The sequence below is a fragment of the Mycobacterium sp. NS-7484 genome (assembly GCF_001953975.1).
In the GTDB taxonomy this organism is placed as follows: Bacteria; Actinomycetota; Actinomycetes; order Mycobacteriales; family Mycobacteriaceae; genus Mycobacterium.
The window spans coordinates 1-25,389 of sequence record NZ_MBEJ01000033.1 but is presented as its reverse complement, the minus strand read 5'-3'; the positions used below and the strand labels follow the sequence as shown (position 1 = coordinate 25,389).

The window sequence follows — 25,389 nt, the reverse complement described above, 5'->3', positions numbered from 1 at the left end:
ATTCGCAGCGCGGCGCAGCGACCCTCAGGTGGAAAACGGCGGGGGCGCACGCCTACTTGGGCCGGCCGACCTCGTAGGTGCCCTTGTCGTCTTTGAAGGTGACCGTGACCTTGCGCTTGGTGCCGTCGATCGTCACCTCGCAGTCGAACGTCGAATCCTTTTTGACCGTGGGGTTTTCGCCGTCGTTGCACTTGACGCCGGTGACCTTCGTGGCGCCGTAGCCATTGGTCTTGTCGGTCAGGATCTGCTCGACACCGCTCTGGGCCTTGTTGATGTCGAGCTTGGTGGTGACCGCCCATCCGGGCAGCCAGAACGCGGTCACCGCGATGATGGCCAGCAACAGGACCACCAGGCCGCCGCCGATACCGCCGATCATCGCCAGCGAACGCTTGGAGCCTTCCTCAGAACCCGGCACACCGTACTGCCCGAACTGGCCGGGGGCGCCGTATTGGCCGGGCTGACCGTACTGTCCCGGCTGCCCGTATTGCGGGGGCTGCCCCGGCTGCCCGAACTGGGGCGGTTGCCCATAACCGGGCATCTGGGGGTATTGCGGCGCCTGGCCGGGCGGCGGGTAGGCCTGCTGACCGTACTGCTCGGTCCCGGGGTACTGCGGCTGCTGGGGCTGTTGCGGTTGCGAATAATCCGGCTGCTGGACACCCGGTGCAGGCGGTTGGTACGACGGGTACTGCTGCGGCGTATATGCCGGCGGTTGCCAGGCCGGTGTGTGCGTCGTGGCGTCCTCGGAACCAGGGGTCGGCGGCTGCCAGGCCTCGGCACCCGAAGGCTGGTCCTTACCGGGCTCAGGCTGCTGACCGGGCCACTGCTGTCCCTGGTCAGATCCCTGCGGTCCGCTCATGATTCTCCTTGATCCTGTTCGGGTGTCGCCAAAACACCCTACCCCGCATCAACAGCAACAACGCCGCGCCGAACGTCGTTGACAGCGCGTTTCGCGGTATTGCGCAGGCTTGATGTCGGCGCGGAATTGCGCACCTGGTCGAGCAGGTCGAGCACCTGACGGCACCACCGCACGAAATCACCGGCCGACAGCGCGGTGCCCGAGCCGTTCACATCCGAGGCCTCCAGCGCGACGGCCAGATCACCGGTGTTGGCCCAACGGTAGACCGCGGTGACGAATCCCTCGTCGGGTTCGCGGCTCGGTGCCAGGCGGTGCCGTTGTTCGTCACCACGCAGGTCTGCCGACATGCGGCGGGTCTTGGCCAGCGCGCGCCGCAATCCTTCGGTCGGAACATCGATTCCGAGCACGCCGCCTGCGGCGTCCCCACGTGACTCGAAGAGCACCGCCGAGAGCACCCCCGCCAGCTCCGCCGGTTGCAGGCCTTCCCACAGCCGACCGCGCAGGCATTCGGCCACCAGCAGATCGCTCTCGCTGTAGATGCGGGCCAGCAGTCGCCCGGCGTCGGTCACCTTGAGATTCGGACCGGACTCGTCGCTGTCGGCGCTGATGAATCCACGTTCGCTCAGCAGCGCCACGATCCGGTCGAACGTGCGGGCCAACGAGTTCGTCGCCGCATTGACCTTCTGCTGAATCTGGGCGTTGTCGCGTTCGATGCGCAGGTAGCGTTCGGCGATCCGGGCCTTGGCCTCACGGTCGGGCAACTGGTGCGCCGGGTGATGGCGCAGTTGATCACGCAGATCGGCCAGTTCGGGATCCACGTCGCGTTCCGGTGCCCCGGCACCCCGGCTCGCGCGCTTCGAGGGCACCGACAGATCGGCCGCTGCCGAGCGCAGCGCCGACGCCAGGTCTCGCCGCACCCGCGGCTGACGGTGCTCCACTCGCTTGGGCAGGGCCATCGTGCCCAAGGGGGCCGAGGCTCCGGAATAGTCGGCCGACGAAATCCGCCCGGCCCAACGGTGTTCGGTCAGCACGAGTGGTCTCGGGTCGTCACTGTGGCGTTCGGCCGGCTCCAGCACCACGGCCAATCCGCCGCGTCGCCCGTGGGTGATCGTGATGATGTCACCGCGACGCAAGCCGGCCAGCGCGTCGGTGGCGGCCTGGCGCCGTTGCAGCCGTGAGGCCCGCGACTGCGCCCGCTCGCGTTCCCCGATCTTGGACCGCAGCCGGACGTAGTCCAGGATCGGTGCGTCTTTTCCGCCGAGTTCTGCGGCCAGCTCGCCCATCATCCGCTCACCGCGGGCGATACCGCGCACCAGGCCGACGACCGATCGGTCCGCCTGGTACTGGGCAAACGATCGCTCCAGCAGCTTGCGGGCTTGTTCGGGCCCCATCTGCTGCACCAGGTTGATGGTCATGTTGTAGCTGGGGGCGAACGAGCTGCGCAGCGGGAAGGTCCGGGTCGAGGCCAGGCCGGCCACTTCGGCGGGTTCGGCGTTGCTGTCGTCGGGCCGCCACAGCACCACGGCGTGGCCTTCGACGTCGATCCCGCGCCGTCCGGCCCGTCCGGTCAGCTGGGTGTACTCCCCCGGCGTCAACGGCACATGCTGCTCACCGTTGAACTTCACCAGCCGCTCGAGCACCACGGTGCGGGCCGGCATGTTGATGCCCAGCGCCAGGGTCTCGGTGGCGAACACCGCCTTGACCAGACCCGCGGTGAACAGCTCCTCGACGGTGTGCCGGAACACCGGCAGCATGCCGGCGTGGTGGGCGGCCAATCCGCGCAGCAGACCTTCCCGCCACTGGTGATAGTCCAGCACGATCAGATCGGATTCGGCCAGATCGGCGCAGCGCCGGTCCACGATCGCCGCGATCCGCGCGCGCTCCTCGTCGGTGGTCAGCCGCAACGGCGCGCGCAGACACTGCTGCACTGCGGCATCACAGCCGGCCCGGGAGAACACGAAGGTGATGGCGGGCAGCAGACCCTCCGCGTCGAGGGTGGCGATCACGTCAGGCCGGCTCGGCGGCCGGTACAGCTGCGGACGGCCACCACCGCGCCCCCGCCCGCGCGGCTGCCAGTCGGCCAGCCGGTCGGCTTCGCGCCGGTGGTGGATGTGGCGCAGCAGATCGGGATCGACGAGCGCACTGTTGGTGCCCTCGAACAGATCGAACAACCGCCGGCCGACGAGCATGTGCTGGGACAACGGGACGGGCCGGTGCTCATCGACGACGACGGTGGTGTCCCCGCGCACGGTCTGGATCCAGCCGCCGAACTCCTCGGCGTTGCTGACCGTGGCCGACAGGCTGACCAACAGGACTTCTTCTGGCAGGTGCAGGATCACCTCCTCCCACACCGCGCCGCGCATCCGGTCGGCCAGGAAGTGCACCTCGTCCATCACGACGTAGGAAAGCCCGTGCAACGCAGGAGAATTCGCGTACAGCATGTTGCGCAGCACTTCGGTGGTCATCACCACGATGTCGGCGTCGCCGTTGATGGACTGATCACCGGTGAGCAACCCGATCTTGTCGGCTCCGTAGCGGGCCACCAGATCGGTGTGCTTCTGGTTGCTCAGCGCCTTGATCGGGGTGGTGTAGAAACATTTGCCGCCGGCCGCCAGGGCCAGGTGCACCGCGAACTCGCCGACCACGGTCTTGCCCGCACCGGTGGGCGCGCAGACCAGCACGCCGTGCCCACCTTCGAGCGCACGGCAGGCCCGCAGCTGGAAATCGTCGAGTGCGAAGGGGTAGTCGGCGGTGAACCTGGTCAGTTCACCGCCGTTGGCATCACCCGACTCAGGTGGCATCGTCGTCGATGTCGATCCGGGATGCCCCCGAGTCCGGTGCGGTAACCGGGTCCGGTCTCGGAACGGGCTCCACCGTCGGGATGGGCGCGGCCTCGTCCTCGGGCACCTCCAGCGCCTCGCGCCGAGCCTTGCGCTTGTCGTTGAACCTCGCGATCTGGATGGCGAACTCCAGCAGCAGGCTCAGCGTGCAGGCCAACGCCAGCATGGTGAACGGGTCCGACCCCGGGGTGGCGAACGCCGCGAACACGAACAAGCCGAAGATCAATCCGCGACGCCAGGCCTTGAGCCGCTCATAGCTGAGCACTCCCACCAGGTTGAGCATGATGATCAGCAGCGGGAACTCGAAGCTGATGCCGAACACCAACAGCAGGTTGATCAGGAAGCCGAAGTATTGCTCGCCCGACAGCGCGGTGACCTGTACGTCGCTGCCGACCGTCAACAGGAAGCCCAGCGCCGTGGCCAGCACCACGTAGGCCAGCACCGCCCCGGCGATGAACAGCACGGCGCCGAAGCCGACGAACGCCATCGCGAAGCGTCGTTCCTTCTTGTACAGGCCCGGGGTGATGAACGCCCACAGCTGGTAGAGCCACACCGGGCAGGCCATCACCAGGCCCGCGGCCAGCGCCACCTTGAGGCGCAGCATGAACTGGTCGAACGGACCGGTCGCCAGCAGCCGGCACTCCCCGTCGGGGGCAATCGTCGCGCGGGCTGAATCAGGCAGCGAACAGTAGGGGCCGCGCAGCCATTCGCCGAGGCTGTGGAAACCGAAGATCCCGTGGGTGTACCAGAGGAACCCGACAATGGTGGTGACCAGGACTGCGGCCACCGAGATGAGCAGCCGGTTGCGCAGCTCGTGCAGGTGATCGACCAACGACATCGTGCCGTCGGGATTGACCCGCGAACGGCGGCGGCGCGGATCGAGTTTCTTGATGAATCCGGAGGTCACAGGAGTGTTTTAGAGGCCTGGTGGTTGGCGCGAAGCGGCATCGCGGGGCGATGACCGCGATCGGTTACCGGACCGGTCAGGCCGTGTGGCGGTCCGGGGACTGCTCAGGCGCCGGCGCCTCGACACGCTCGGAGGTAATCGGCTTGGCCGGTGGCGCCTCGGCCGACGAATCCGACTGCATCTCCTTGATCTCGGACTTGAAGATCCGCATCGACTTGCCGAGCGACCGCGCCGCGTCCGGCAGCTTCTTGGCACCGAAAAGCAGCACGAACACCGCGATGACAATGATCCAGTGCCAGGGTTGTAGACCACCCAATTTGGTTACCTCCAGACGTCCGTGCCGAGTCTACCCGCGGATGTCGGCAGTCTCGTAAGCGTGCAACGCCGCGGCGGCCGATTCCTGCACCCGCTGCGCCAGTGGTTCGGGCGCCAACACCCGCACCGCCGAGCCGAAGCCCAGCAGGAACCGGGCCATCCATTCCTGCGAGGCATACGTCATCACCGCTTCGCAGGCCCCGTCAGGCAGCTCGTTGACGATCCGCAGCGGGTAGTAGTCGAACATCCACGACGCCGAACGGTCGATCACCAGGGTCGCCGACGGCAGTGACGGATCGGCGCTGTCGGGATCGAACAGCGAGGTGTCGGTGCCGGCCTGGACGGCCGGTGAGGGCGGGTCGGAAGGATCGTCCAGCCGCTCGGCGGACATGATCCGGTCGAACCGGAACATTCGCACCGCCTCGGCGGTGCGGCACCACGCCTCCAGGTAGCTGTTCTCCCCGATCAGCACCACCCGGATCGGGTCGACGGTGCGGGTGGTCAGCGAGTCCCGCGAAGCCGAGTAGTACTCCAACGTCACGGCGCGTCCGTCACGTACGGCGGCGCGCACGTCCCCGGCCGCACCGGTCTCCTCCGGAACGGTTTCTTCGACGGGCGCGCGTTGACTGCCCGCGGCCGATTCGATCTTGGCGATGGCGCTGCGCGCCGCCTCCGGATCGACCATGCCGGGCACGTCGACCAGGGTGCGCAACGCCATGAGGACGCCGGTGGCCTCCGTGGAGGTCAGGCGTAGCGGGCGGTCCACGCCGGCGCTGAACGTGACTTCGACGGTGTCGCCCTCGAAGTCGAAGTCGATGAGGTCACCGGGGCTGTAACCGGGAAGCCCGCACATCCACAGTTGCTCCAGATCGGAGTCGAGCTGCTTGCGCGTGACGCCCAGGGCGGCGGCGGCCTCATCACGCGTGACCCTGGGGTTGGCCTGGAAATACGGGACCATGTTCAGCATCCGGACCAGCCGGGTCGAAACCTGACTCATGCGCGGCCCGCCTCCGGCTCCGCGCTGACCCTCATACGCGGCCCGCCCGCGCCCGCAACCGCCCCACCACGTCGTCGCGTAACGACTGGGGTTCCAACGCGACGGCGTCGGCGCCGTAACCCGCGATCTCCCGGGCCAGCCGGTCTGACATCCCGATGTCGACGGTGATCTCCTCCCCTGCGCGTCCGCCCAACGTGCGCGGCATGATCTCGGTGGCCTGACGACGCAGCGCGGTGGCCCGCCCACCGGCAATCCAGACGCGAGCTTGCTCCCCGGTGGGAAGTTCGGCCACCGCACGCGCGACGATCTCCCGCAGATTGACCCCCTCGGGCTTGGCCACCGCACCGGCCGACCCGACGGTGCTCACGTCGGCATCGATGCGCGACAGCCGGAAGGTACGGATGTCGTCGCGGTCGCGGTCATGCCCGACCAGATACCAGCGGCCGCGGTGAGTGACCACACCCCAGGGCTCGACGGTGCGGCGGGTGTGCTCGGCACTACGCGAGGCCCGGTGGCGAAAGCGCACCGCATGACCGGAGTCGATCGCCGACAACAGGATTCGCAACACCTCTTCGGAGCCTCGCAGCCCGGGCAATGTCGCGGTCGATGCGATCGCCACCCCCGCACCTTCGGCGTCGACATCGACCCCCGCGGCCCGCAGCTTCAGCAGCGCGCCCTGCGTCGCGGTGACCAATTCCGGGGACTGCCACAGTTGGGTGGCCACCGCCACCGCTGCGGCCTCGTCGGCACTCAACTGCACCGGGGGAAGCTCGTAGGAATCCCGGTTGATCCGATAGCCCTCGGTCGGATCGAATTTGGACACCCGGCCGGTCTCCAACGGGATACCGAGATCGCGCAACTCGTTCTTGTCGCGCTCGAACATCCGGGAGAACGCTTCGTCGCTGGGACTGTCGGCGTATCCGGCCACACTGGCGCGGATCTTCTCGGCAGGCAGGAACGACCGGGTGGACAGCAGGGCGATGACAAGATTCATCAACCGCTCGACTTTGGATACCGCCACGAGACGAGCTTAAAGCTCACATGCTGGCGATCAGGCGCTTGACTCGCTCATCGACGGACCGGAACGGATCCTTGCAGAGCACAGTGCGCTGGGCCTGATCGTTGAGCTTGAGATGCACCCAGTCAACGGTGAAATCCCGCCCGGCTTCCTGTGCGGCACTGATGAACTCGCCGCGCAATTTGGCCCTGGTGGTCTGCGGCGGGGTGTTGACCGCCGCGTCGATCTCCTCGTCGGTGGTGATCCGGGAGGCCAGGCCTTTGCGTTGCAGCAGATCGAACACCCCGCGACCGCGCTTGATGTCGTGGTAGGCGAGATCGAGCTGGCTGATCTTCGGATCGGACAACTCCATGTTGTAGCGATCCTGGTAGCGCTGGAACAGCTTGCGCTTGATCACCCAGTCGATCTCGGTGTCGACCTTCGCGAAATCCTGGCTCTCGACCGCGTCGAGTTGGCGGCCCCACAGATCGACCACCTGCTCGATCTGGCTGCTGGGTTCGCGGGTCTGCAGGTACTCCACGGCCCGGCTGTAGTACTCGCGCTGGATGTCCAGCGCGCTGGCCTGCCGACCGCCGGCCAGCCGAACCGGGCGGCGGCCGGTCAGATCATGGCTGACCTCGCGGATGGCCCGGATCGGGTTGTCCAGGGAAAAGTCGCGGAACGGCACACCGGCCTCGATCATCTCCAGCACCAGCGAGGCGGTGCCCACCTTGAGCATCGTGGTGGCCTCGCACATGTTGGAGTCACCGACGATGACGTGCAGCCGGCGGTACTTCTCGGCGTCGGCGTGCGGCTCGTCGCGGGTGTTGATGATCGGACGCGACCGGGTGGTGGCGCTCGAGACGCCCTCCCAGATGTGCTCGGCGCGCTGGCTCAGGCAGTAGGTGGCGGCCTTGGGCGTCTGCAGCACCTTGCCGGCGCCGCAAATCAACTGGCGGGTGACCAGGAACGGCAGCAGCACATCGGAGATCCGGGAGAACTCGCCGGCCCGCACGATCAGGTAGTTCTCGTGGCAGCCATAGGAGTTGCCGGCCGAGTCGGTGTTGTTCTTGAACAGGTAGATGTCGCCGCCGATGCCCTCGTCGGCGAGCCGCTGCTCGGCGTCGATCAGCAGGTCCTCCAGAACACGCTCGCCGGCGCGGTCGTGGGTGACCAGTTGGGTCAGGTTGTCGCATTCGGCGGTCGCATACTCGGGGTGGCTGCCCACGTCGAGGTACAACCGAGCCCCGTTGCGAAGGAACACGTTGGAACTGCGGCCCCACGACACCACCCGCCGGAACAAATAGCGGGCGACCTCGTCGGGACTGAGCCGGCGATGGCCATGGAACGTGCAGGTCACACCGAATTCTGTCTCGATGCCCATGATTCGTCGCTGCACGCTATCGAGCTTACGGGGTGGTCCACGGTAACGGTGGGCAAGCGCCGCCATCGTGTCCGCGGCGCTCTCGGTTGTGAACTTTTGTCCCTGGTCAGCACCCATGTCAGGCATAAGGTTGGACTCGAGTCCGCACAAAGGAGTGTCGATGACCCGATACGAACTACCCGACGTTGCCGACCTGATCCGTCTCGGCGAGCCACACGAGCACGCCATCACGGTGTATGCCGAAACCGCACCGGGACCCGACGAGCGGGACAAGAGCCTGTTGACCGCCAAGAGCGCGATAGATCGGGCGTTGCGCACGATCCGCGATTCCGGGGCAAAGCACGCCGTCGAAGAACAACTACGCGCACGCTGGACTCAGATTGCCGAATCCGATCTGTGGCTGAGCCTGTCGCGTTCGGTGGCGATCTTCATCGCCGACGATTTCCATGAGGTCTACGTTCTGCCCAATGCCCTGGAGAGCCAGCTGCAAGTGGGCCGTTACTTCGACATCGGCCAACTCGTCCAGGCGGTCACCACGCCGCAGGATGCCTACGCGCTCACGCTGTCCGCCGACGGCTGGAACCTGTGGCAGGCCACGGCCCGCACGCGAGCCGAGGAGCTCGAGCTCACCGGCGAACATGCGATCGACGTGGCCGATGCGACCAACCGCGCCACGATGCGCGACCGCGGCCACGTGCGCCGCCTGGTGGGCGACGAGGGCAAGAAGGTGTTGTTGGAGCAGTACGCCAAGCGGGTCGCCGACGCGGTGGACGGCGAGCTCGGGAGGCTGGATCCGTCCTCGACCCGCCCGCTGTACCTGTTCGCCACCGATCCGCTTTTGGACATGTACCGCAGGATCGACCACAAGCGGCAGATTGTGGCGGTGCCGGGCGCGGCAGACGAACTGCGGGCCGATCAGATCGACGCCGCGATCCGCGAGTCACTGCCGGCCCTGAACGCCGAGCGGGCCAGCGACCGCGTCGACGAATTCGGCAACGACCTCAGCAGGGGGTTGGTGGTCACCGACATCGGCGACATCACCCGGGCCGCGGTCGCCGGTGCGGTCGACACCCTGGTGTACAACTTCACCGTCGACGTCCTGGGCCGCATCGAAGCCGCCACCGGCGCACTGCACTACGACGACACCGGTTACGACGTGCTGTCCCGGGTGGCGGTGACGGTGCTGCAGCACGGTGGCGAGACGTTCGCCGTGCGCCCCGACGAGATCACCGCCGCCGTGTGGAATGAGACCGCCATTGCGAAGCTGCGGTTCCCGCTGGGCTGAAGGTCGATATCGATGCGGCGGCGGTGACGCGCCAAGCGCGTGGGCTCACAGCAGATCGTCTGGGCGATCCCACCGTACCCCGTCGAAACGTCCGAAGTCCGCATCGTAGGACACGATGGTGGCGCGGTGTTCCACCGCCAATGCCGCCAGATGGGCATCGTTGACCAGGTTGCCGCCGACTCCGGCGGCGTCAAGCATCTGACCGAGGATTTCCGCATGGCGCGGCGTCGGGTTGACCAGAACTGCGCTGGGCGCGGACAGCCAATCGGAGACGCGGCCCAGCGCCTCGTCCGCACGCAACGGGGAAGGAAACAGACCCGCCTTCGTCACCAATCTGACGAACGACAGCATCGGCACCCAGGCCAGGCCTACACCATCGGCACCCGACAGCGCCCCGTCGAGCCACTGGCGACTCGCCACATGATGCTCACTGGACGAATTGACGGAATACAGAAGCACATTCGCATCGACGATCCTCATGCGCCGCGATGCTGACGGCGGATCAACTCGTCGTCCTCCAAGTCAGCGACAACCTGCAGGGCGCGATCGAGATTCACCGTCGGCACACCGAGGTCGGCGGTCCTGGTGGAGAACGTGCGAGGCGCAGGCAAACCCGCGGCTCCGTCACGGATCGCATCGTTGAGGGCGACTTTGAACGAGACCTGCCGTTCGGCCATGCGACGACGTACCAACTGCTCTACATCGTCGTCCAACGTCACCGTGGTCCGCATTTTGACAGCATAGCATCATATTTTTTGATGCCATGCTGTCAGATTCACCGGCATCACCGGGTGATCGCGCGCGGGCCTGCACCGACAGCATCGGCGAGCAGTTGAAGGAACACCGCCAACCCGGGTGCACGCATCAGCCAACCGAGCAGCGCCCAGCCCAGTGAAATGTGCTCAAGGGCGGCCGCCAACGCTCGGGTGCCGGTGAGCACGACCGAATCCGATTCGTACCGCAGACGACGCAGGTTCTCGGGGTGAGCTTCGGCGGGCTCGATGCTCAGCGCGGTGGGATGTCGCCGCTGCAACCAGCTTCCGACATCGCTGCATGGATCGCAGGACACCGCCACGTACAGCCGAGCCATTGACCGGTGGGGGTAAGGCCGCCACCGCGGCATGAAGTCCTTCACCACACGCCGGTAGGCGATCCAATCCTCGCCAAACCGGCCCCGAAGTTGGTCCCGTTCGTACCACCCGGCAATACCTGCACTGAATATGACGCCGACCCCGGCCGCCAGCGCAAGCCCCGGTTGCCCCAGGATGACCGCCCCCAGCACGAGCAGGACGACCGCCGCGATCTGCATGGGGTTGGCGACGAACGCATACGGACCGGACGTCACCAGCCGCAGTGGCGGATCCCACGGAAACGGGCTGCCGCCGTGATGCGCGAAATCGGCAACCGCCCGCAAGGCGACCACCACAGCGAGCAGACCAATCTGGAGCAGGATCGAGTCGGTCAACCCGGCGAAGCCGCCGGTGATGTCTGACAAGCCGGTGTCGGTCAGCGCGAAAGTCAATGCCGGAACGACGAACAGCAGGATCGCCGCGAAAAGTGCCACCTGCAGGCTGACCCGTAGCCACAGGTGTCGGCGTCGTACAGTCGCCCAACCGAGCACCACGCCCGGCACGAGACACGTTGTCACGGAGAGCAACTCACCCCACCCCCAGTGGGCGTTCAGCTCCACCAGCGGCGTCAGGGAATCCATGACAAGCACATCGGCGACGACCAGAACCGCGGCTGACACAACGGGATTCACCCACCGCATCAACAACACCGGAACCGCGCCCCACAACACCGCCCATCCCAGGATCACGTCGACGGGAACACCGGCCCACATCAATCCCTGGGTACCGAACGCCCACCACCCGGCCACCACCGCCACCGCGTTGACCACCGCCAACCACACTGAGTTCCACAGGATCGCCAGCGCCGCGCCGATCCGTTCGTTTGGCGCGGCCAACCACAGTGCTGCCGCGAGCGCGAAGGGAACCAGCACCGCGCCGCTGCGCAGCGTGGTGACATCCAGGCCGGTGGTCACGGCTCTAGGTCGATGGCATCGAGCAGATATGCCGCCGCCCGCTGCGTCACCACAGCTTCGATGGGCCCGAAGTACCAAGCCGGCGCGAGCCGACGGGTGTAGCTCAACGACCAGGTGATCTCGGTGTGATCGGCGTCAACAGCGCGCCAACTCACATCGGCGGAGTGCCAGGTCAGCCAAGTCGCCAAAGGCGTGGAATCCGAAACCGCACGGAACCTCACCGAGTCAGGAGCCTTGGCGGCCACCTCGAACTCCAGCGTCGAGGGCGCCTCACCCCAGTGGTGAGCCGCAACGAACGCCGGCCGGTGATGGCCGCCCTCGAACATCACCGTTCGCCGGTCTCCCACCTGCAACGTGCTTCCGTGATCCATCATCGGTCGCGGAAAGCCGAGAGCGAGTACCCCGGACGGCGCAACATCGGTGAACTGCAGCGGCCGGGCCAGCGCCTCGGCGACCTGCTCCGGTGTCGCCGCCACGACGCGGGTCGCCGAAACCGTGCTGTCGCCGGGCATCGTGAGTGCCGGCACAACGCCTTCCATGGTCAACATGACGACGACTGCAGGCAGCACCCAGACCCGCGCTGGGCCACGACGGGCAGAGTTCCGCAGCGCTCGAACGATCAACACCACGACTATCGCCACCGCATAGAACAACGGCGCAGCGATGATCACACAGATGAAGCCTTCGCCGGCCACCGGCATCGCCAGCAGTAGCAGAATGGTGACCGCCTTGAGCGTCATCCCCATTGCCCGCCCGGACGGCGCGCTCAACGTCAGAATCAGCGCCAGCACCGACGGGATGCCGATGTAGAAGGCCGCTGTCTGCCCGAGCCCTACGCCCTTGAGCACCTTGAACAGCACGACACCGACCACGAAAGCCAGGATCAGACCGGCAAGGGACCATTGTGCACGCGTCGGCCGATATCTTCCGGGCTCCTGCCTGCGCTGCGCTTTGCCCTCCCCCATGGCGGCGCCTACTACTCGGCCGGGTCCGGCGCTTCCGAATTCGGCTCCGGCAGAAGCGCTTCCAAAGCCGCACCGGTGATCCGCCGGAAACAACGACGTGGCCTCGTGGCATCCAGCACCGCCACCTCGAGGGTGGACGGCCCGAGCACCCGCGGCTCGGAGCCGTTGCTGCTCGCGCTGAGTGCCTGAACCGCGATCTTGACCGCGGCCCCCAGATCGGCGTTCTCGGTGAAGGATTCGGTCAACGCGGCGGCGATCGGCTCGGTGGTACCGCCCATCACGACGAAGTGCGGCTCGTCGGCGATCGACCCGTCATAGGTGATCCGGTACAGCTCAGGGGCCTTGGTTTCGCCGTAATGCGCCACCTCGGCCACACACAGCTCCACCTCGTAGGGCTTGGCCTGCTCGGTGAAGATCGTGCCGAGTGTCTGCGCGTAGACGTTGGCCAACTGACGGCCCGTCACATCGCGACGATCGTAGGCGTAGCCGCGGGTGTCGGCGAACTGGATGCCGCCGCGACGCAGGTTGTCGAATTCGTTGAACCGGCCGACGGCGGCGAAGCCGACGCGGTCGTAGAGCTCGCTGATCTTCTGCAGTGACCGCGACGGATTCTCGGCGACGAACAACACGCCGTTGTCGTAGACCAACGCGATCACGCTGCGCCCGCGGGAAATGCCCTTGCGCGCCAACTCGGAGCGCTCACGCATCGCCTGTTCGGGCGAGATGAAGTACGGGAAGCTCATTTACCCCTCACCGCCCGTCCGGGTCCGGCGCGCGATGACCTCGCGAGCCAGCTCGGCGATGCGTTCCTCGGTGATCTCCACTGCGCCCTCGGACCCGATGGTCACCGCGGTCGGATAGATGCCGCGCACCAGATCGGGACCGCCGGTCGCGGAGTCGTCATCGGCGGCGTCGTAGAGCGCCTCGATGGCCACCTTCAGGGCCGAGTCCGCGTCCACCACTTGGGGATACAGCTTCTTGATCGACGACTTGGCGAAAATCGAGCCCGAGCCCACCGACTGGTAGCCCTCTTCCTCGATGTTCCAGCCGCCGGCGGCGTCGAACGACACGATCCGGCCGGCATTTTCGGCATCAGCGGCGTCCACGTCGTAACCGACCAGCAGCGGCAGCGCCACGAAACCCTGGAGGGCCGCGCCGAGGTTGCCGCGCACCATGATGGCCAGGCGGTTGACCTTGCCGCGGAACGTCAGCGGGACGCCTTCGACCTTTTCGTAGTGCTCCAACTCCACGGCGTAGAGCCGGGCGAACTCGACGGCGATCGCGGCGGTGCCGGCGATGCCGGTGGCCGTGTAATCGTCGGTGATGTACACCTTCTGCACGTCGCGGCCGGCGATCATGTTGCCCTGCGTGGAGCGGCGGTCACCGGCGATCAGCACCCCGCCGCGGTACTTGATCGCGACGATGGTCGTCCCGTGCGGAACCGCGTTGGTCGTGGTGATCCCGCCGTCGGCGATGCGGTTGACCGGCAACAGTTCAGGGGCCTGCCGGCGCAGCAGTTCGGAGAAGGACGACAGCTCGAGGGGTTGCGAGAAAGGCAAGGACAAGTTTTCGCGCCAGGTCACTGGCCGCCCTTTTGGACGTACGCGCGCACGAAGTCCTCTGCGTTCTCTTCCAGCACGTCATCGATCTCGTCAAGCAGATCGTCGGTCTCTTCGGCCAGCTTCTCGCGACGCTCCTGCCCAGCAGCGGATGCACCCGGCAGGTCGTCATCCTCGCCGCCGCCGCCACCACGCTTGGTCTGCTCTTGAGCCATCGCTGCCTCCTGCAATTGTCATCGGCCGGGCTAACCGCCCAACCGGTTCTTCCACAGTACCGGTCATCATCCGGATTGCCCGGGATAGCTCACCGGTCCAGATCGTCAGTTCGTGAGTTGCTCGACGAGTTCGACGGCGCTGTCCACGGAGTCCAGCAACGCACCGACATGTGCCTTGCTTCCGCGCAGCGGTTCCAGCGTCGGAATCCGGACGAGCGAATCCCCGCCGAGATCGAAGATCACCGAGTCCCAACTGGCGGCGGCGATGTCGGAACCGAACCGGCGCAGGCATTCACCGCGGAAGTAGGCGCGGGTATCGGTCGGTGGGTTGTCGACGGCGTCGAGCACCTGTTGCTCGGTGACCAGACGCTTCATCGAACCGCGGGCCACCAACCGGTTGTACAGGCCCTTGTCCAGCCGCACGTCGGAATACTGCAGGTCGACCAGGTGCAGCCGCGGCGCCTGCCAGCTGAGGTTCTCGCGCTGACGGAATCCCTCCAGCAGCCGCAGTTTGGCCGGCCAGTCCAGGAGGTCGGCACATTCCATGGGATCGCGTTCGAGCAGATCGAGCACGTGGGCCCAGGTCTCCACGACGTGGGAGGCCCGGGGATCCGGATCGCGGGCGTCGACCAGTTTGGCCACCCGGTCCAGGTACACCCGTTGCAGCGCCAACGCCGTCATCTCCCTGCCGTCGGCCAGCGCCACCGTGGCCCGCAACGACGGGTCGCGGCTGATCACGTGCACCGCGTGCACCGGGCGGGCCAATGCCAGATCCGACAGGTCCAGGCCGAACTGCGGCCCCTCCTCGATCAGGTCGAGCACCAGCGAACTGGTACCGAGCTTGAGGTAGGTCGACGTCTCGGCCAGGTTGGCATCACCGATGATGACGTGCAACCGGCGGTATTTGTCGGCGTCGGCGTGCGGCTCGTCGCGGGTGTTGATGATGCCGCGCTTGAGCGTGGTCTCCAGGCCGACCTCGACCTCGATGTAGTCGGCCCGCTGCGACAGCTGGAAACCCGGGTCGTCACCGGAGGGCCCGATACCGACGCGGCCCGAGCCCGTCACGACCTGGCGCGATACCAGGAACGGGGTGAACCCCGCGATCACCGCCGAGAACGGGGTCTGCCGGCTCATCAGATAGTTCTCGTGCGACCCGTAGGAGGCGCCTTTGCCGTCCACGTTGTTCTTGTAGAGCTGCAGCTTGGCCGCCCCAGGCACGCTGGCGACGTGGCGGGCGGCGGCCTCCATCACGCGTTCGCCGGCCTTGTCCCAGATCACCGCGTCCATCGGGTCGGTGCACTCGGGTGCCGAGTACTCCGGATGGGCATGATCCACATACAGCCGGGCACCGTTGGTGAGGATCATGTTGGCCGCACCGACCTCGTCGGCGTCGACGATCGGCGCCGGCCCCGAGGCGCGGGACAGGTCGAATCCACGGGCGTCGCGTAGCGGGGATTCGACCTCGTAATCCCACCGGGTGCGCTTGCCGCGCTGGATTCCGGCGGCCGCCGCGTACGCCAGCACCGCCTGAGTCGAGGTCAGGATCGGATTGGCGGTCGGATCAGACGGCGACGAGATGCCGTATTCGACCTCAGTTCCGATGATCCGTTGCATGAGGCCAGCCTAGGTGACGGCCTGCGCACCCCGAGCCGCCAGGTATTCGGGTCGCGGCCGCGGCGCGGCGAAGGGTTCGGTCAGCGCGTTGTCCACCGAGTTGAACACCAGGAACACGTTCGACCGCGGCAGCGGCGTGATGTTGGAGCCGGACCCGTGCAGCAGGTTCGCGTCGAACCACAGCGCGGTGCCGGGCGGACCGGTGAACTGGTGGATGTCGTGCTGGTCGACCGCCTTGGTCAGGGTCGTCTGATCCGGGACGCCGATGCTCTGGGCCACCAGGGAGGTGTCGTGGTTGTCCGCGGGTGTGGCACCGACGCAGGGATAGAACGTCTGGTGCGATCCGGGGATCACCATGAGCGACCCGTTGTACGGGTAGTTGTGCGTCAGCGCGATCGAGCACGACACCGCACGGATTGCCGGCATGCCGTCCTCGGCATGCCAGGTCTCGAAGTCCGAATGCCAGTAGAACCCCGTCCCGGTGAAGCCGGGCATCAGGTTGATCCGGGCCTGGTGGATGTAGACGTCGCCGCCGAGCAGCTGCCGGGCGACCGGCAGCACCGTGTCGAGCCGGACGACCTGGGCCACCAGGTCGCTGAGCAGATGCGGTTCGAAGATCGAGCGGATCGTCCCACCCGGCTCACGGATCACCCGCGGATCGTCGTCATCCAGATCGGCTGCGATGCGGTCCAATTCGTGCCGCAGCAACGGCAGCCAATCACCGGAGACCGTGTCCGGCGCCACCAGGTAGCCGTAGTCGGAGAAGCCGTCGAGGTGGCTCTGGCTCAACGGCCCGTCGGCCTCGGTACCCCACACGGACGGCTCCTGCCGGGGTATCGGCTCGATGGCGTGGTCGAGGCGGGTCGGGTAGGGATCTGGCCTGCTCATGCGACCGATTGCGGCGCCGGGTACACGCCGTTCTCGTCATGCACTTCCCGTCCGGTCACCGGCGGATTGAAGACGCACAGCATGCGCAGTTGCTGGTCGCAGGTGACCCGGTGGTGGTCATGGTCGTTGAGCAGGTACATGGTTCCGTCGGCCAGCGGGTACTCCTGACCGGTTTTCAGATCCGTCAGGGTGCCGGTGCCCTCGATCACCCACACCGCCTCGACATGGTGCTGGTAGTGGAATTCGTTGACCGAACCGGCCTCGATGGTGGTCTCGTGGAACGAGAAGCCCACACCGTCGCCGGCCAGGATGATGCGCTTGGACCGCCAGGTGCCGTCGGCGACGTCGCGGTCGGTCCCGGTGATCTCAGCAGTGGTGCGAACAATCATGTTTCAAGCCTCCTCAGGCCAGCGTGACGGCGACGGACTCGGCGAGGATGTCCAGTCCCTCGGACAGTTCGGCGGGCGAAGCAGTCAGCGGCGGAAGCAGTTTGACCACTTCGTCGGACGGGCCACTGGTCTCCATGAGCGCACCGCGGTCGAACGCGGCCCGGCACACCTGACCGGCCAGATCCGCGTCGTCGAACCGCAGGCCCTGGGCCATTCCCCGACCACGGGCATTCACCCCGTCGTGTGCGGCGCCGATCTCTTCCAGCCGCCCCCGGATGAGCTCGCCCTTGGCCACCGTGTCCAGACTGAATTTATCTGTCTGCCAATAGGTTTCCAACGCCGCGGTGGCGGTGATGAATGCGGGGTTGTGTCCGCGGAAAGTTCCGTTGTGCTCCCCCGGCGTCCACACGTCGAGGTCGCGGCGGAACAGCGTGAGCGCCATGGGCAGGCCGTAACCACTGACCGACTTCGACAGCGTGACGATATCGGGAACGATGCCTGCGGCCTCGAAGCTGAAGAACGGTCCGGTGCGGCCACACCCCATCTGCACGTCGTCGACGATCAGCAGGATGTCGCGCTTGCGGCACAGTTCGGCCAGTGCGCGCAACCATTCGATCCGGGCGACATTGAGACCGCCCTCGCCCTGGACGGTTTCGACGATCACCGCGGCCGGCCGGTTCAGTCCGCTGCCCGAATCGTCGAGCACGCGCTCGAACCACTGGAAGTCCTCGGTGACGCCGCCGAAGTAGTTGTCGTACGGCATCGGCGTGGCGTGCACCAGCGGAATCCCCGCTCCGGCACGCTTCATCGAGTTGCCCGTGACCGACAGCGCTCCCAGGGTCATGCCGTGAAATGCGTTGGTGAAGCTGATGACCGACTCACGGCCGGTGACCTTCCGGGCCAGCTTGAGCGCCGACTCCACGGTGTTGGCGCCGGTCGGGCCGGGGAACTGGACCTTGTAGTCCAGGGCGCGCGGCTGCAGGATGAGCCGTTCGAAGGTCTCCAGGAAGCGCTGCTTGGCCGCGGTTGCCATGTCCAGCGAGTGCACGATCCCGTCGGAGGCGAGGTACTGCAGCAACGGCTCCTTGAGCGCGGCGTTGTTGTGCCCGTAGTTCAATGCGCCTGCGCCGGCGAAGAAGTCGATGTAGGTGCGGCCCTCGGTGTCGGTCATCCAGGAGCCCGAGGCGCTGTTCATGACGGTGGGCCAACTGCGGCAATAACTACGGACCTCGGACTCGACGGAGCTGAACACGTCGGGGAGGTCAGACTCGGTCAACGGCTCTGTTGAAGCGAGCAGCAAGGGAAAATCCTTCCAATCAAAATGAAACTGGTTATCGGCGAACTGGTTTCAGCGAGACAGGGGCGTGGTGATCGGACCCATCCGCAGGATGGGCTCGTCCTCGTGCGCCCCGTGGGCATCGAGGAGCTCGCGCCCGAAATGCGGGTCCTCGACGACCGGGACCCCGTGACGGCGGGCGAAGGCGCCGAAGAACGCGCGGGATGCGGCGTTGTCGGGTGCGACCGTGGCTTCCACGGTGACCGGGCGCCCGTCGCGTTGGGCCCGCACCCGATGCACGAGTGCGTCGAGCATGGTGCTGGCCAGGCCGCCCCCCTGGGCGGACGACGCCACGGCGACCTGCCAGACGAACAAGACGTCCGGCCGTGGAGGCGGGTGGTAGCCCGTGATGAATCCGCGCAGGTCACCATCGCATTCGGCGACGATTGACGTGGCAGCAAAATCTGTCGCCAGCAGGAGATAGGCGTAGGTGGAATTCAGATCGAGCACTCCGGTGGATTCCGCGATATCGCGGATACCAAGCGCATCGGTGGCCCGTGGTGGGCGCAGGGATTCTTCCCGGGAATGGCGTCCCGGAACGCTTTCTAAAACATGCATATCGAGTTGAAAGTCACCACCGAACTTCTCAGCGAGCATCGTCAGTTTCAAGCCATCGGTGCCATCGACGTAAGCACACCCCATTGCCCGGATCAAGCGCCACGGCCTCGTGTGGCGCTCGGACGGCTTCGCGAACACCCACACTGACCTGCAGAAACCCGGCAATTATTAGATCTCAGATAAGATTTGCCACCGTTACCGGATCGTTACATTTGCCTGGGCGGTGCTGGTCGTCGACGCCGGACCGGCCCGACCTCACATCGGTGCGCCGGCGGGTGAAACGTGACGCATTCGAGAGATTTCCCACCTATTCCGGGTCGGGAGGAATTCCAATAAATTCCAATTATCGGCGCCCGGAATGCACCTGGAATGGACGGTGGAGTGGCTTGCCGATTCGCCGCCGGCCCGCGGCATCAGCGGTCGCCGAGGGCCAGATCGGGCAACGCCACGCGATCCGTCGTGTGCGAGCGTCAGCACCTGCCGCCCCCAACCGGTGCCGGCGATCACCAAGACGGCACCGGCGATTCCGGTGCCGGTGACCGGATCCCCACCCATCACGATGCCGAGCAGGACAGCCCACATCGGCTCGGTGCCCAACAGCAGGCTGACCCGGGCCGGACTGGTCACTCTCAGCGCCCGCAACTGGACCAGGAACGCGAAAACCGTGCATCCCAATGCCAGGTAGCCGACGAGGGACCATTGGGCCATATCGAGGCCTGTCGCCGTCGTCCACATGGACTGCCCCGTCGCCGCGCACAACATCGTCGACACGACGGCGACCGTCAGGAGCTGAATTAAAGTCGTTCGCGCGGCGTCGGTTCCGGCCCTCTCGGACAGCCGCGCCAGGGTGATGACGTGAATCGCACGCAGCAGGGCGGCGATCACGATGACGAGGTCTCCCAGTCGCGCCGCGGTGAAGCCGCCGGATTGGGTCAACAACGTGCAACCGATCACCGCAAGCGTCGCCGCGAGGTAGAAGCGGCGGCCGACGGGACTGCGCTGCAGCACCGGGGTGGCCACGATGGTCAGCGCCATGATCAACCCCGCGTTCGAGGCCGAAGTCATCGTGACCCCGTAGGTCTCGGCGGCGCAGACGGCGGTCAACAAGGTCCCGCCGACGACACCGGCGACCATCTCGGCACTCGTCAACCCTGACAGCCGGCGCGCCAGAACACCGGCCAGCACGGCGGTCGCGAACGCGAACCGCAGCACCAGAATCGGGAAAACCGATGCCGGCCCGACGACTTCCTTGGTGGCCAGATAACTCGACCCCCACAACGCCGCCACGGCCAGCAGGGAGACATCGAGAGAACGCCGGGTCATGTCGATCAGCGTCGCGACGGCATATAGTTCAGTCAAGCTAATCTTTTTGACGAATATATGTAGTATTTCTTCATGGATGCGGGCCGTCTGCGCATGCTGCGCGAACTCGCGGACCACGGCACGGTCTCCGCCGTGGCCCGGGCCCTGTCGATGACGCCCTCGGCGGTCTCACAGCAACTGAAGATCCTGCAACGCGAGGCCGGCGTGATCCTGATCGAACCCGACGGCAGGCGCGTGCGCCTGACCGACGCCGGCCAGATGTTGGTCGGCCACGCCGATGCCGTGCTGGCCGCGCTGGACCGCGCCCGCGCTGAGATGGACACCTACCGCAGCACGCCGCACGGCACGGTCAGCGTGTCCTTCTTCCCCTCGGGAGCGGCGATGTTGTTGGCGCCGTTGATCATCCGGGCAGCTGCACGTGGCGTGCAGGTACGCGGACGCGATGTCGACGTCCCGGCAGCGCGGGCACCGGCACAACTGGCCGAGTTCGACGTGGTGGTGGTGCACCGCGACGAGCGCGACCGGTCCGCGTGGGGTCCGCGGTTCGAGGCAACCGCGTTGCTACGGGAACCGCTGGATGTCCTCCTGCCGCCCCGGCACCACCTCGCCGGTCAGGGCCAGGTCCGGCTCGCCGAGTTGGCCGACGAGCACTGGATCGGTGTCGAGGGCGGACTGATGGTCGACGACGTGCTCAACTCGATCGCCATCCTGTCGGGCGTCCAACCCCGGATCAGTCAGCGGATCAACGATTTCCGCGTCGTCGAGGAGTTGGTGCACGCAGGCACCGGCATCGCCCTGATGCCCCGCTACGTGATGCTGGCCCGCGACCTCGTTCGGGTACCGATCACCGACATCACCGTGGCCCGTCAGGTGGAGGCGATCACCCGAGCGGGCGCGCGGACGCGGCCTGCCGTGGCTGCGGTGCTCGACGAACTCGTTGCCGCCGCCGCCGAGATCAGCGCGCCGTAGCCCGCATCGACACTGACCCCGACAGCGCTACAGGTACTGCCCCAGGTTCGACTCGGTGTCGATGGCGCGACTGGCCGAGGAGCTCTTGCCGGTGACCAGCGTGCGGATGTAGACGATCCGCTCGCCCTTCTTGCCCGAGATCCGGGCCCAGTCATCGGGATTGGTGGTGTTGGGCAGGTCCTCGTTCTCGGCGAACTCGTCGACGATCGAATCCAGCAGGTGCTGAATACGCAGACCGGGCTGACCGGTCTCCAGCACGCTCTTGATCGCGTTCTTCTTCGCCCGGTCGACAACGTTCTGGATCATTGCCCCGGAGTTGAAGTCCTTGAAGTACATGACTTCTTTGTCACCGTTGGCGTAGGTGACCTCCAGGAAGCGGTTGTCGTCGATCTCGGCGTACATCCGGTCCACGACCTTCTCGATCATGGTCTTGATCGTCAGGGCCCGGTCACCGCCGAATTCGTCGAGGTCGTCGGCATGCACCGGAAGGTCCTCGGTCAGGTACTTCGAGAAGATGTCCTGGGCCGATTCGGCGTCCGGCCGCTCGATCTTGATCTTGACGTCGAGGCGGCCGGGTCGCAGGATCGCCGGATCGATCATGTCCTCGCGGTTGGAGGCGCCGATCACGATGACGTTCTCCAGCCCCTCCACACCGTCGATCTCACTGAGAAGCTGTGGGACGACGGTGGTTTCGACGTCGGAGCTGACGCCCGTGCCGCGAGTGCGGAAGATCGAGTCCATCTCGTCGAAGAACACGATCACCGGGGTGCCCTCGGAGGCCTTCTCGCGGGCCCGCTGGAAGATCAGCCGGATGTGCCGTTCGGTCTCACCGACGAACTTGTTCAGCAGCTCGGGGCCTTTGATGTTGAGGAAGTAGCTCTTCGCCTCGCGGGCATCGTCGCCGCGCACCTCGGCCATCTTCTTGGCCAGCGAATTCGCCACGGCCTTGGCGATCAGCGTCTTGCCGCAACCGGGCGGGCCGTAGAGCAGCACCCCCTTGGGCGGCCGCAGCGAATACTCGCGGTAGAGCTCTTTGTGCAGGAACGGCAGTTCCACGGCGTCGCGGATCTGCTCGATCTGCCGGCCCAGGCCACCGATGTCGTTGTAGCTGACATCGGGCACCTCTTCGAGCACGAGGTCCTCCACCTCGGCCTTGGGGATGCGTTCGAAGGCATACCCGGCTTTGGTGTCGACCAGCAGCGAATCGCCGGGACGCAGTTTGCGGGGGCGGCTGTCGTCGAGCGCGCCCTCGTAGCCTTCGGGCAGGTCGGCGGCGGCGATCAGCGGCTCGGCCAGCCAGACGATGCGTTCCTCGTCGGCGTGCCCGACCACCAGGGCCCGGTGCCCGTCGGCCAGGATCTCGCGCAGGGTGCTGATCTCTCCGACGGCCTCGAAGGTGCCGGCCTCGACCACGGTGAGCGCCTCGTTGAGCCGGACCGTCTGCCCCTGCTTGAGCGTGGCGGTCTCGATGTTCGGCGAGCAGGTGAGTCGCATCTTGCGGCCTGAGGTGAACACGTCGACGGTGTCGTCTTCGTGCGTGCCGAGCAGCACGCCGTACCCGCTGGGTGGCTGGCCCAGCCGGTCGACTTCCTCACGCAGCGCGAGCAGCTGTTGGCGCGCATCTTTGAGGGTGTCCATCAGCTTGGCGTTGCGGGAGGCAAGCGAGTCGATGCGCGCCTCCAACTGGTGGACGTCGCGGGCGCTGCGCAGTCCGCTCTGGGGCCCTACCGCGTTCTCCAATTGCTCACGCAGAACAGCGGCCTCACGACGCAGCGCCTCCAACTCGGCGGCATCGTCGCCGGACATGTCCGAACGCTCTGACTCACTCATATTGCGCTCCCTCCCGCACCGTAAGTTGGTGCAGTAACAACTTCAACGCTACCGGCGATTCAGCCATTGTGTGCGCTCTAGGAATTAGACACACCAGCAGCACTGTTAGCCTCTTAGTTCAGTTGGTCCGATCGAAAGGACAGTCGTGACCCCGAAATCCCTCGTTACCGGCTTTATCACCGCAGCTGCAGCCGCCGCCGTGGTGGGCGGAGCAGCGGCGGGTGTGACATCAATTGCATCCAGCGGTATGTCGGCGACCCCGGCCATCCAGCCGGTGGTGTTCGACGCGCCCCTGCCGGCCGCGCCGGCACCGCAACTGGAGTCACCACTGGTCCAGACCCTTCAGGCGCTCGCCGGCCCTGGCTCGTTCAGCGGCAAGGCGCCTTACATCCAGGGCGGGATCGGCCGGATCGAGAGCATCGCCGCCGACCGCGCCTACAACAAGGCCGCCGCCGAAGGAAAGTTCCCGCTCACCTTCAACGTCGCCAACATCGAAGATCAGGGTGGCGTGGCGTTCGCGGACGTCACCGCGACCTCGGCACTCGGTGGCACCGCGACCCAGAACATCCAGTTCGTCGCAGGCCCGAGCCCGACCGGCTGGCAGATCTCCAAGGGGTCGGCCCTGAACCTGCTGTCCTCGGTCGGCTGAGTAGGTAGTTGAACCGCAGCCGTATCGCAGTCCTGAGTGCCGCCACGATTGTGGCGGCACTTGGGCTCTGCGGGTGCAGTAGCGACGATCATCCCGCGAAAAGGTCACACCCGGCACCGACCACGTCGATGCCCGCAGCGGCGCCGGCCGAGCCGCCCGCTGCGCCGCTGCCACCCGCCGATGCGCTGACCGGCGTGCTGTACCGGCTGGCCGATGTCAACGTTCCCGGGGGCGACAAAGTGGTTCTGGTGGAACAGGGCACCGCCGATGACGCCGCCGCACTCGACAAGTTCAGCCGCGCGCTGGCTGACAACGGTTTCTCCCCGCTGACCTTCGAGGCCACCGATCTGGCCTGGTCCCCGACGGAGCCGAACAACGTGGTGGCCACCGTAAAGGTGACCGCCGGCACCGACGACGAGCGTCAGTTCACGTTCCCGATGGAGTTCACCCCGCACGGCGACGGCTGGCAATTGACCAGACACACCGCCGACCTCCTACTGGTGATGGGCGCCGGCGGTCCCCCGCCCGCCACCACCCCACCCCGCTGAGCCGGTATGTGGATCGGCTGGCTGGAGTTCGACCTGCTGCTCGGTGACGTGCATTCGCTCAAACAAAAGCGCTCGGTCATCCGGCCGGTGATCGCCGAACTGAAGCGCAAGCTGGCAGTCTCGGCCGCCGAGAGCGGTTCACTGGACCTGCATCGTCGGGCCGGCATCGGCGTGGCGCTCGTGGCCGCCGATCGCGCCCATGTGGTGCAGGTGCTCGATGCCGCCGAACGCATGGTGGCCTCCCGGCCCGAACTCGAACTCCTGTCGACCCGTCGGGGTCTGCACCACAGCGACGACTGAGACGCCGGACGCTCGCCCCACGCGCGTGCACCTCTGCGCCAGGCGCGCCGTTTTCGACCTGAGGGCGGTGATTCCCGCCGAGGCGCGACCGTAGGGCAGAAAGCGGCGTAGACGACTGGGCCGTCAGGCGCCTGACTCGGCCTCCTCGGACTCCACTGCCTCGACGGCAAGCTGACGCTTCTTGCGCAGTGGGACCGGGGCCACCGCGCCGGGCGCCAACTTGCGCGCACTGACCAGAAAAGCGGTGTGCCCGCGCATGTTGTGTTCCGGGCGTACCGCCAGACCCACCACGTGCCAGCCGCGCTGCATGCTTTCCCAGGCCCGCGGCTCAGTCCAGCACTGCTGCTCGCGCAGCGCCTCCACGACCCGCGACAGCTGCGTCACGGTGGCGACGTAGACGATCAACACACCGCCGGGCACCAGGGCCTTGGCCACGGCCGGCAGCACCTCCCAAGGGGCGAGCATGTCGAGCACCACCCGGTCCATCTCGGGCCCGTCGTAGTCGGCGAGGTCGGCGACCACCAGGTCCCAATTCTCCGGGCGCTCACCGAAGAAGGTGATGACGTTGCGCTCGGCGGTCGGGGCGTGATCGTCACGGATCTCGTACTGTCTCTTAGAGCC

General features: G+C 66.5%; 26 protein-coding genes and 1 pseudogene. 5 read left to right on the top strand and 22 right to left on the bottom strand.

The annotated features are described in order from the left end of the window. Positions 1 to 52: 52 nt before the first annotated feature. The 7 genes from A5733_RS07805 to pafA form a co-directional block, all read right to left on the bottom strand. Positions 53 to 856, bottom strand: a complete 804-nt coding sequence (locus tag A5733_RS07805; protein WP_067770860.1) for a DUF4333 domain-containing protein — start codon at positions 854 to 856, stop codon at positions 53 to 55. A gap of 38 nt (positions 857 to 894) precedes the next feature. Further along, entirely contained in the window at positions 895 to 3,657 is a 2,763-nt protein-coding gene (locus tag A5733_RS07800; RefSeq protein ID WP_076239714.1) for an RNA helicase, read from the bottom strand. Continuing rightward, positions 3,647 to 4,603 (bottom strand): twin-arginine translocase subunit TatC, encoded by a 957-nt coding sequence (gene tatC, locus A5733_RS07795; protein ID WP_076239713.1) that lies wholly within the window; start codon positions 4,601 to 4,603, stop codon positions 3,647 to 3,649. Before tatC ends, A5733_RS07800 begins: the two co-directional genes overlap by 11 nt. 76 nt (positions 4,604 to 4,679) lie before the next feature. After that, positions 4,680 to 4,919 (bottom strand): Sec-independent protein translocase subunit TatA, encoded by a 240-nt coding sequence (gene tatA / locus A5733_RS07790; protein WP_067770857.1) that lies wholly within the window; start codon positions 4,917 to 4,919, stop codon positions 4,680 to 4,682. Between the two features lie 30 nt (positions 4,920 to 4,949). After that, on the bottom strand, positions 4,950 to 5,915 hold the full coding sequence (locus A5733_RS07785) for a YafY family protein (RefSeq protein WP_067770856.1): 966 nt from the start codon (positions 5,913 to 5,915) through the stop codon (positions 4,950 to 4,952). Between the two features lie 31 nt (positions 5,916 to 5,946). Continuing rightward, positions 5,947 to 6,936, bottom strand: a complete 990-nt coding sequence (locus tag A5733_RS07780; protein WP_076239712.1) for a YafY family protein — start codon at positions 6,934 to 6,936, stop codon at positions 5,947 to 5,949. A 16-nt stretch (positions 6,937 to 6,952) separates the two neighbouring features. Continuing rightward, positions 6,953 to 8,311: a Pup--protein ligase gene (pafA, locus tag A5733_RS07775; RefSeq protein ID WP_142253857.1), complete on the bottom strand. Its 1,359-nt coding sequence runs from the start codon at positions 8,309 to 8,311 to the stop codon at positions 6,953 to 6,955. 145 nt (positions 8,312 to 8,456) lie between these two features. Here pafA and A5733_RS07770 point away from each other — a divergent pair, with 145 nt between their 5' ends. After that, entirely contained in the window at positions 8,457 to 9,581 is a 1,125-nt protein-coding gene (locus A5733_RS07770; RefSeq protein ID WP_076239711.1) for a hypothetical protein, read from the top strand. 45 nt (positions 9,582 to 9,626) lie between these two features. Here the strand turns inward: A5733_RS07770 and A5733_RS07765 are convergent, their stop codons facing one another. The 13 genes from A5733_RS07765 to A5733_RS07705 form a co-directional block, all read right to left on the bottom strand. Continuing rightward, complete coding sequence (locus tag A5733_RS07765) at positions 9,627 to 10,061, bottom strand: type II toxin-antitoxin system VapC family toxin (RefSeq protein ID WP_076239710.1); 435 nt, start codon at positions 10,059 to 10,061, stop codon at positions 9,627 to 9,629. After that, the gene (locus A5733_RS07760; protein WP_076239709.1) at positions 10,058 to 10,312 is read right to left on the bottom strand and encodes an antitoxin; all 255 of its coding nucleotides are present in this window, start codon (positions 10,310 to 10,312) and stop codon (positions 10,058 to 10,060) included. The genes A5733_RS07765 and A5733_RS07760 overlap by 4 nt, the downstream gene beginning before the upstream one ends. 53 nt (positions 10,313 to 10,365) lie before the next feature. Then, a complete protein-coding gene (locus A5733_RS07755) occupies positions 10,366 to 11,625 on the bottom strand; it encodes an isoprenylcysteine carboxylmethyltransferase family protein (protein WP_076239708.1) in 1,260 nt (419 codons plus the stop codon). Then, on the bottom strand, positions 11,622 to 12,590 hold the full coding sequence (locus A5733_RS07750; protein WP_233152647.1) for an SRPBCC family protein: 969 nt from the start codon (positions 12,588 to 12,590) through the stop codon (positions 11,622 to 11,624). Before A5733_RS07750 ends, A5733_RS07755 begins: the two co-directional genes overlap by 4 nt. 11 nt (positions 12,591 to 12,601) lie before the next feature. Then, positions 12,602 to 13,333, bottom strand: coding sequence for a proteasome subunit alpha (prcA, locus tag A5733_RS07745; protein ID WP_067770632.1), 732 nt, complete (start codon positions 13,331 to 13,333; stop codon positions 12,602 to 12,604). Then, positions 13,334 to 14,173 (bottom strand): proteasome subunit beta, encoded by an 840-nt coding sequence (gene prcB / locus A5733_RS07740; RefSeq protein WP_067770630.1) that lies wholly within the window; start codon positions 14,171 to 14,173, stop codon positions 13,334 to 13,336. Then, entirely contained in the window at positions 14,170 to 14,364 is a 195-nt protein-coding gene (locus A5733_RS07735; protein WP_003880265.1) for a ubiquitin-like protein Pup, read from the bottom strand. The genes prcB and A5733_RS07735 overlap by 4 nt, the downstream gene beginning before the upstream one ends. 105 nt (positions 14,365 to 14,469) lie before the next feature. Beyond that, the gene (gene dop / locus A5733_RS07730; RefSeq protein WP_067770628.1) at positions 14,470 to 15,978 is read right to left on the bottom strand and encodes a depupylase/deamidase Dop; all 1,509 of its coding nucleotides are present in this window, start codon (positions 15,976 to 15,978) and stop codon (positions 14,470 to 14,472) included. Between the two features lie 9 nt (positions 15,979 to 15,987). Next, complete coding sequence (gene thpD / locus A5733_RS07725; protein WP_067770626.1) at positions 15,988 to 16,866, bottom strand: ectoine hydroxylase; 879 nt, start codon at positions 16,864 to 16,866, stop codon at positions 15,988 to 15,990. After that, positions 16,863 to 17,255, bottom strand: coding sequence for an ectoine synthase (locus tag A5733_RS07720; RefSeq protein WP_067770624.1), 393 nt, complete (start codon positions 17,253 to 17,255; stop codon positions 16,863 to 16,865). The genes thpD and A5733_RS07720 overlap by 4 nt, the downstream gene beginning before the upstream one ends. 13 nt (positions 17,256 to 17,268) lie before the next feature. Beyond that, positions 17,269 to 18,555 (bottom strand): diaminobutyrate--2-oxoglutarate transaminase, encoded by a 1,287-nt coding sequence (gene ectB, locus A5733_RS07715; protein ID WP_076239707.1) that lies wholly within the window; start codon positions 18,553 to 18,555, stop codon positions 17,269 to 17,271. A gap of 48 nt (positions 18,556 to 18,603) precedes the next feature. Then, entirely contained in the window at positions 18,604 to 19,149 is a 546-nt protein-coding gene (gene ectA / locus A5733_RS07710; protein WP_076239729.1) for a diaminobutyrate acetyltransferase, read from the bottom strand. A gap of 255 nt (positions 19,150 to 19,404) precedes the next feature. After that, complete coding sequence (locus tag A5733_RS07705) at positions 19,405 to 20,508, bottom strand: DMT family transporter (protein ID WP_233152646.1); 1,104 nt, start codon at positions 20,506 to 20,508, stop codon at positions 19,405 to 19,407. A gap of 36 nt (positions 20,509 to 20,544) precedes the next feature. On the opposite strand from A5733_RS07705, the gene A5733_RS07700 reads away from it, so the two are divergent. After that, positions 20,545 to 21,441: a LysR family transcriptional regulator gene (locus A5733_RS07700; RefSeq protein ID WP_076239705.1), complete on the top strand. Its 897-nt coding sequence runs from the start codon at positions 20,545 to 20,547 to the stop codon at positions 21,439 to 21,441. A 27-nt stretch (positions 21,442 to 21,468) separates the two neighbouring features. On the opposite strand, the gene arc is transcribed toward A5733_RS07700, so the two are convergent. Beyond that, entirely contained in the window at positions 21,469 to 23,271 is a 1,803-nt protein-coding gene (arc, locus tag A5733_RS07695) for a proteasome ATPase (RefSeq protein WP_076239704.1), read from the bottom strand. A 145-nt stretch (positions 23,272 to 23,416) separates the two neighbouring features. On the opposite strand from arc, the gene A5733_RS07690 reads away from it, so the two are divergent. The 3 genes from A5733_RS07690 to A5733_RS07680 are packed head-to-tail and all read left to right on the top strand — an operon-like array spanning position 23,417 to position 24,768. Further along, positions 23,417 to 23,920 (top strand): hypothetical protein, encoded by a 504-nt coding sequence (locus tag A5733_RS07690; protein ID WP_067770614.1) that lies wholly within the window; start codon positions 23,417 to 23,419, stop codon positions 23,918 to 23,920. An 8-nt stretch (positions 23,921 to 23,928) separates the two neighbouring features. Beyond that, positions 23,929 to 24,468 carry a hypothetical protein gene (locus tag A5733_RS07685; protein ID WP_067770612.1) on the top strand — a complete coding sequence of 180 codons (540 nt, stop codon included), beginning with the start codon at positions 23,929 to 23,931 and terminating at the stop codon, positions 24,466 to 24,468. 6 nt (positions 24,469 to 24,474) lie between these two features. After that, positions 24,475 to 24,768: a DUF503 domain-containing protein gene (locus A5733_RS07680; RefSeq protein WP_076239703.1), complete on the top strand. Its 294-nt coding sequence runs from the start codon at positions 24,475 to 24,477 to the stop codon at positions 24,766 to 24,768. A gap of 123 nt (positions 24,769 to 24,891) precedes the next feature. Here the strand turns inward: A5733_RS07680 and A5733_RS07675 are convergent. After that, positions 24,892 to 25,389: pseudogene (locus tag A5733_RS07675) on the bottom strand (SAM-dependent methyltransferase); the annotation flags it as partial.

Coding starts and splice junctions, on each gene's coding strand:
- A5733_RS07735 (WP_003880265.1), bottom strand. CDS start 14,364: ATGGCTCAAGAGCAGACCAAGCGTGGTGGCGGCGGCGGCGAGGATGAC.
- ectA (WP_076239729.1), bottom strand. CDS start 19,149: ATGCATGTTTTAGAAAGCGTTCCGGGACGCCATTCCCGGGAAGAATCC.
- thpD (WP_067770626.1), bottom strand. CDS start 16,866: ATGAGCAGGCCAGATCCCTACCCGACCCGCCTCGACCACGCCATCGAG.
- A5733_RS07800 (WP_076239714.1), bottom strand. CDS start 3,657: ATGCCACCTGAGTCGGGTGATGCCAACGGCGGTGAACTGACCAGGTTC.
- A5733_RS07760 (WP_076239709.1), bottom strand. CDS start 10,312: ATGCGGACCACGGTGACGTTGGACGACGATGTAGAGCAGTTGGTACGT.
- A5733_RS07680 (WP_076239703.1), top strand. CDS start 24,475: ATGTGGATCGGCTGGCTGGAGTTCGACCTGCTGCTCGGTGACGTGCAT.
- dop (WP_067770628.1), bottom strand. CDS start 15,978: ATGCAACGGATCATCGGAACTGAGGTCGAATACGGCATCTCGTCGCCG.
- A5733_RS07785 (WP_067770856.1), bottom strand. CDS start 5,915: ATGAGTCAGGTTTCGACCCGGCTGGTCCGGATGCTGAACATGGTCCCG.
- arc (WP_076239704.1), bottom strand. CDS start 23,271: ATGAGTGAGTCAGAGCGTTCGGACATGTCCGGCGACGATGCCGCCGAG.
- A5733_RS07750 (WP_233152647.1), bottom strand. CDS start 12,590: ATGGGGGAGGGCAAAGCGCAGCGCAGGCAGGAGCCCGGAAGATATCGG.
- A5733_RS07765 (WP_076239710.1), bottom strand. CDS start 10,061: ATGAGGATCGTCGATGCGAATGTGCTTCTGTATTCCGTCAATTCGTCC.
- A5733_RS07720 (WP_067770624.1), bottom strand. CDS start 17,255: ATGATTGTTCGCACCACTGCTGAGATCACCGGGACCGACCGCGACGTC.
- A5733_RS07770 (WP_076239711.1), top strand. CDS start 8,457: ATGACCCGATACGAACTACCCGACGTTGCCGACCTGATCCGTCTCGGC.
- A5733_RS07700 (WP_076239705.1), top strand. CDS start 20,545: ATGGATGCGGGCCGTCTGCGCATGCTGCGCGAACTCGCGGACCACGGC.
- A5733_RS07805 (WP_067770860.1), bottom strand. CDS start 856: ATGAGCGGACCGCAGGGATCTGACCAGGGACAGCAGTGGCCCGGTCAG.
- prcA (WP_067770632.1), bottom strand. CDS start 13,333: ATGAGCTTCCCGTACTTCATCTCGCCCGAACAGGCGATGCGTGAGCGC.